Below are 6,433 nucleotides of genomic sequence, written 5' to 3' on the forward strand. Positions count from 1 at the left end.
GATTTGTTTTCCTGTGCAATGCGTAACGCATCAAAACTACTGTAAACCGCAAGGCTCAAAATAACTGCCGAAGAACCAAAATAAACATTATCTAAAGAGTAGCTAAAAGCGGTATATCCAAAATAATTATGGAAGTGAAAAAAATAATCGAAAGCAACTTCTTCCAGCAAAAACCGGACAATAATAAAGCAAGCCACAGCAAACAAGATACCGGCAATTAATTGTGGTATTTTCCCTTTATTTAAAAACTTAGGATATATCCACAAATAAAGAATGTAAAACTCAATCATTTTTACAAAAGTGATGGAGTAATCGAAAACCGGAAACTTACTGGGCTTGAAAATAAAAGCGTTCCCCAACAGCAAATACAACCAGTAAAGTGTCCAGCCGAGAATGTGATACCTGATTTCCTTTTTCGTCATGATCCAATAAAACTACGGTAAAAGAAGTATGTGGTTTAAAATTTTATCCCAACACCCTTTTTTTTGATGCGAACTTGATAATTCGGGACAATGCTTCTTTTATCGGTGTTTTTTTGGCCTGGGATAATATTCCGGTCGGTTGGTATCAAATTTTTTTGGGGCGAAACAAGCTGCTGCATCTTTGAGGCATCAACCCAAACGAATATGAAAACGCTTTACACCATTTTACTTTTACTGATTTGCAGAACTGCTTTCGCCCAAAACGGAAATATCAGCGGAAAAATTCTCGACCAAAAACAACAGCCGCTGCCGGGCGCTTCGGTTTTGCTGCTGCATTTGCCGGATTCGGCACAAACAGCCGGACAAGTTGCCGATGCAAACGGCGCGTACCTCTTCAAACCAAAGCCCGGAAAATATGTGGTAAAAACAGCATTGCTTGGTTTTAGCACGGTTTATTCTAAAGCTTTTGATTTTGGCGGAACTTCAATCCAACTTCCTGTTTTGATTTTGAACGAGAAAAAAAACCTGCTAAAAGAAGTATCGGTTACTTCGACCATTCCAGCTTTGGAGCAGCAAAGCGACCGATTGGTGGTGAATGTGGAAAAGCTGAACACCACCGGCGACAATGCATTGGAAGTTTTGAAGAAAGCACCCGGCATCCGTTTGGATAAAGACGATAATATTTTGTACCGAAACAATGCCGGCGTGGTGGTGATGATTGACGGAAGGAGAACGTACATGAGCGGCACCGAACTGAGCAATTATTTAAAATCAATGCCGGGAAGCGCGTTGAGCAAAGTGGAACTCATCCCGAACCCGCCGGGAAATTACGATGCGGAAGGAACGGCCGGCATGATCAACATCATTTTAAAACACAACAAAATGCAAGGTTACAGCGGCACGGCAAACCTAAATGCGGGTTACGGTAAATACGCCAAGCTGTATGGCGGCTTCAACTTTAACTACAACACCGGCAAACTGGGTTTATTTGCCCGCGTTAATTCGGGTTATTATGATTCGTACAACAAACTGATTTTGAGCCGCCAAATTGAAAACGAGGTTTACAACCAATACAATTACTGGCACCCAAAAACTTTTGCCACCGGTTATACCATCGGAACCGATTTTTATGCCAGTAAAAGAAGCACGTTTGGTTTGATGTTTAAAGGTTACAACAGCCCGATGGATGCGCAGGTTACCAGCCAGTCAAGCACCTTGAACAGTTTTGGTGAGCAAACAGGAAGTGTAACCGGTTTTAATCCGCAGAAATCCGACAATAATACGTACAGCGTTAACTTAAACTACAGTTTTGCGATTGACACTATCGGACAAAAATTAAGTGTGGATGCAGATTACGTGCACAGCAGTTCGTTGATGGACCAAACTTACACCAATACTTATTTTAACGGCAGCGGCGATGTCATCGGTAATCCGATCCAATTGCGGAGCGGCGCGCCGGTTAGTTACAATATTAAATCCATCAAAGCCGATTACGTGCTGCCTTTGGCCAATAATTGGAAAGCGGAAGCCGGTTTAAAAAGCAGTTTTGTAAGTACCGGCAGCAATGTTTCGTTTGATTCGTTGAAAACTGCCGGTTATATCAACGACCCGAAACACAGCAATAATTTTAGGTACGATGAAAACATCAACGCCGTTTACGGAACCATCAGCAAAACTTTCGGAACAAAGTTGGATGTAAAAGCCAGTCTGCGCGGCGAGCAAACGGTTTCTACCGCCAATTCTTTGACCCGGAACGAAGTGGTGAAACGCAATTATTTTCAGCTATTTCCAAGCGCGTTTATCACTTACAAAATCAATCCGGACAACCAGTTGAATGCTTCTTTTAGCCGACGGATCAGCCGCCCAAGTTACGGTTCGCTCAATTCGGCCATCCGTTACACCGATCCTTACACGGCCATTCAGGGCAACCCGTATTTGCAGCCTTCCGTTTCGCAATCCTACGTTTTCAATTACTCTTACAAAAGTTTCCAGGTTTTAAGTTTGAGTTATTTAAAAGTGAACGATGCCGTAAGCACGGTCATCAACCAAAACGATGTAACCAAGGAAAGCATCAGCAATTACCAAAACCTGGGCAGTACCAGCACGTTTAGCGCCACTTCGGCCGGGAGTTTTAAGATCGAAAAATGGTGGGTGGTGAATGCGGAAGTTGACGCTGTTTACAACCGCGTAAATACCATAGTTGGCGGAAACCCTTATCAAAGCAGCCGGTTTTCCTGGTCTGGCAATGTTGACCAAAGCTTCTTTTTGCCGTACAATTTTAAGTTTCAGTTGACGGCTGAATATGATTCGCCTTCGATCAATGGTTTATCGCGCACGCTTTCTTCTTCGCAAATTGATGCCGGTATCACCAAAACCTTGTTGGACAAACGTTTGAGTTTAAGTTTTAAAGCACGCGATATTTTCTTCAAAAACCGTTACCGCAGCATTTTGCAATACAACAACGTCAACACCCGCTGGGACAACGAATACGAAAGCCGCCGCTTTACATTGGGTTTTACCTACAACTTTGGCAACACGAAATTAAAGTCCGCCCGCGACCGTAAAACAGGCAGCAGCGCGGAAGAAGGAAGGATGTAAGGTTGATTGGAATGACAAAGCCCACCAATTTTATACCGATAAAAGAAGCATCGCAATAATTGGCAAAATCGGTTTTGTCATCTCGGCCACAGGGAGAGATCTTCTTCAAAGCGAAAAGTCAAATTTTTGCTCGTTGAAATAAGATTCCTTTCTTCTAATTGGAATGACAAAGCCCACCAATTTTATACCGATAAAAGAAGCATGCCCCTTTTATGCCAAATTTCTTCCCGCGTTTACAATTCCGTAAACCGTTCTGATTATTAACTTGTGGTACAAATTGGTTTCCTCCTCGTTCAATTCCTGGTAATGCAATTGCTGCAACGCGTAATGCTGAATGACCACCAATGGCATGATAATTTTTTCGCGCAGGGCAATGGATTGCCGTTCAACCGGCGATTCTTCCATCAAAACTTTCGTGTCGGATAATTTTAAAAGCAGCGAGCAGGTCAGTTCAAATTCCGTTTTCAGCATGGTCCAAAAACCACCGTATTCCGGGTCGTCCGCCAGGTTTGCGGTAATGTTGAAGTTGGATTTCGACATGGACATCATGCAATTATCAATGATGGTTTTGAAAAAACTGTTCTGGCGGTACATCGTTTTCAAATCTTCCCATTTGCCTTCGGTTTCCATCTTTTTCAAAGCCGTTCCAACACCGTAAAAACCGGGGATGTTTTGTTTTAACTGGCTCCAGGCCGTAACAAAACTGATGGCGCGCAAATCTTCCAGCTTCAACTCGGCACCCGAATTCCGTTTGACCGGCCGGCTGCTGATGTTGATTTCCGACAATAATTTAAGCGGGCTTAAATTTTCCAGGTACGGCAAAAACAAGGGGTTTCTGCGCAGTTCCATAAAGCAACGGTAACTTTCGGTAGCCATATTTTCGATCAGCGCGCGGCCTTTTTCGTCAATGGTATCGCCGTTTTCCTGGTTTAATGCGGATACAATACCGGCATTGATCAATTGTTCAATATTAAACTTTGCGCTGTCAATCGAGCCGTATTGTGTGCTGATGGTTTGCCCCTGAATGGTTAACTGGATATAATCATTTGCAATTTCGTGGCCCATAGAAGCATAAAAACGGTGCGTTTTGCCTCCGCCGCGTGCCGGTGGGCCGCCGCGGCCGTCAAAAAAAGCCAGGTCAATGTCGTACTTTCTCGACATCGCCGTTAACTCCACTTTCGCTTTGTAGATAGACCAGTTGGCCATCAAATAACCGCCGTCTTTGGTACTGTCCGAAAATCCCAGCATGATCGTTTGCCGGTTGTTCCGTTTTTTCAAATGGGCGATGTAAAACGGGTTGGTGTACAGCTTTTCCATCACTTCGGCTGCACCCTGCAAATCGTTCACGGTTTCAAAAAGCGGCACAAAATCAATCGTCAGGCCCTCCGCTTTCCATCCGCTCCACAAAAACAAATTGATGAGCTGCAAAATATCCGATGCTTCCTGGCAATTGCTGATGATGAAACGATGGCAGGCTTTTTCACCGTTCGTTTCCTGGATTTCGCGCATGTAACGGATTGTGTCCAGCGTGTCTTTCACCAGGTCTTCTGCAGAATCGGGACAGTAAAAATCAGCTTCCACAAAACGGATGTTCTTTAGCTTTTCTTCTTCCGTTTGTTCGTGATAACCTATCGGCATCCGGTGCCTTATGGTTGATTCTGTTAAACAATACTGGTGTGTTGCCCTTAAAATCCTGCTGTCCTGACGAATGTCCAGCGTGGCAAAATAATCGCCAAACAACTTCACTTTTCGGATTAAATCATCCACCAAATTGCTGAACAAACCGTCGTGATCTTTTTGCAATACTGTTTTTATCGCCTCTAAATTGGCAAGCAGCACGGCCTGCTGGTTTTTGGTTTGCAACTGGCCCGCGCCGGTTTGTTTGTTAAACTGCTTGTCCAGTTCGGCCATGTATTGTTCCACGCCGCGAAACGTCAGCCTTTTGCGCAACTCCTTGTAATCTCGGGCGTAACAGCGGTAAATCACTTTCCGCAGCAGTTCGGTTACGGCCTGGGTTGATTGCAGGTTTACGTTCGGGTTGCCGTCGCGGTCGCCGCCCGGCCAAAAGCCCAGTTCCAAAGTCTGGTGCTCGTCTTCTGCCAAAAAATCAAATTCGGTATCGAGTTTTTCTTTGATAGAAGAAACCGACTGGTAAAAAACATTTTCCAGGAACCAGGCCAGCGAAACAGCTTCATCAACCGGCGTTGGCTTTTCTTTGTTAAAAAAGGGCGTTTTGCCCAATTGCTGCAACAGTAAATAAATCTGGTTGATGTCGTTTATTTTCAGTGCTTCCGTCAGTTCTGTAATAATCCCCAAAACGCTGCCCGGATAAAACTGCGTTGGGTGCGCCGTTAAAACCAGGCGCAACGAAAACTTTTGCAATGCTTCCCGCACTTTTGCATAGGTGTCCGGCTGCTTGTTTACCTGTTGCAGTAAAACCTGCAGCGAACTGCTGTCATCCGTGGTTTCTAATTTTGAAAAAGCGGAATCTTCTATCGCATCAAACAAAACTACCTGGCGTTCAATGTATTGTATAAAACGGAACAGCAGGTGAAAGCGGTCTGCATCATTGATGTACTGCTGGTACTTGTCAAAAAAATTCTCAATAATCTCTACCGGCGATTGTTTTTTGCTGATGCCTTCTTCTACATGAGCCGTAAAAAAAGGCAGCAGCGTGCCCGTGTATTTCACCTGGTAAAAGGGCAGCGTTAAAAACAGGCTGTTGTACAAGTCGAAACGGGTAACCACTTCATTGTTAAATACAAATTCTTTCTGACTGAGTTTCATATGATACTGTTAACATTAACCTTGGCAAATTAAAGATTTAATAAGCTTATTGTTGTTTGTTCACCAATTTTTTATTGATAAAAGAAGCATTATTAAAAAATCCATTATTTTAAAAGCTTGTTTGAAATCTTACAACAAAAAATGCCAATGCTTCTTTTACCCTGTTAAAATTGGTGTTTGCATCAGGCCAAACAAACCAAAATTTGGAACACCAATTTTTAGGTGATAAAAGAAGCATCGAAACCTGAACAAATAAATTTTAAAATGCCAATAAGTTGGTTTTTGTGCCATGATATTTTGCAGGAACAAACATTAACTGTTTTCTGATCGTATTTTTGCCCTGTATGACGTTAATTCCCACCAGGAAAATCAATAGCTTCTTTTACAGTCAGTATTTTTCTGACGGCCTGCGCATGACCTTAGGCGTACTCGTTCCTGTCCTTTTGTGCAGCTATTTTAACCAGTTAGAAATTGGCGTTTCTTTGGCTTTGGGCGCATTGTGTGTAAGTGTGGTTGATGCGCCCGGCCCGGTTATTTACAAGCGCAACAGTATGCTCGTTTGCTGCGGGTTGATTTTGCTGGTTTCGCTGATTACCGGTTTTATCCAGCCAAACCTTTATTTGCTG

General features: G+C 43.4%; 3 protein-coding genes and 1 pseudogene. 2 read left to right on the plus strand and 2 right to left on the minus strand.

Annotated elements, in window-relative coordinates:
- Positions 1 to 422, minus strand: a 422-nt coding sequence (locus V5804_RS17325; protein ID WP_369592672.1) for a hypothetical protein, incomplete at its 3' end; no start/stop codon positions are given.
- Between the two features lie 204 nt (positions 423 to 626).
- Here V5804_RS17325 and V5804_RS17330 point away from each other — a divergent pair.
- The gene (locus V5804_RS17330) at positions 627 to 3,020 is read left to right on the plus strand and encodes a TonB-dependent receptor (protein WP_369592673.1); all 2,394 of its coding nucleotides are present in this window, start codon (positions 627 to 629) and stop codon (positions 3,018 to 3,020) included.
- Positions 3,021 to 3,230: 210 nt separating this feature from the next.
- Here the strand turns inward: V5804_RS17330 and V5804_RS17335 are convergent, their stop codons facing one another.
- A complete protein-coding gene (locus tag V5804_RS17335) occupies positions 3,231 to 5,807 on the minus strand; it encodes a phosphoenolpyruvate carboxylase (protein WP_369592674.1) in 2,577 nt (858 codons plus the stop codon).
- A gap of 344 nt (positions 5,808 to 6,151) precedes the next feature.
- On the opposite strand from V5804_RS17335, the pseudogene V5804_RS17340 reads away from it, so the two are divergent.
- Positions 6,152 to 6,433: pseudogene (locus V5804_RS17340) on the plus strand (hypothetical protein); the annotation flags it as partial.

It is taken from the genome of Mucilaginibacter sp. (assembly GCF_041088075.1).
GTDB lineage: Bacteria > Bacteroidota > Bacteroidia > Sphingobacteriales > Sphingobacteriaceae > Mucilaginibacter_A.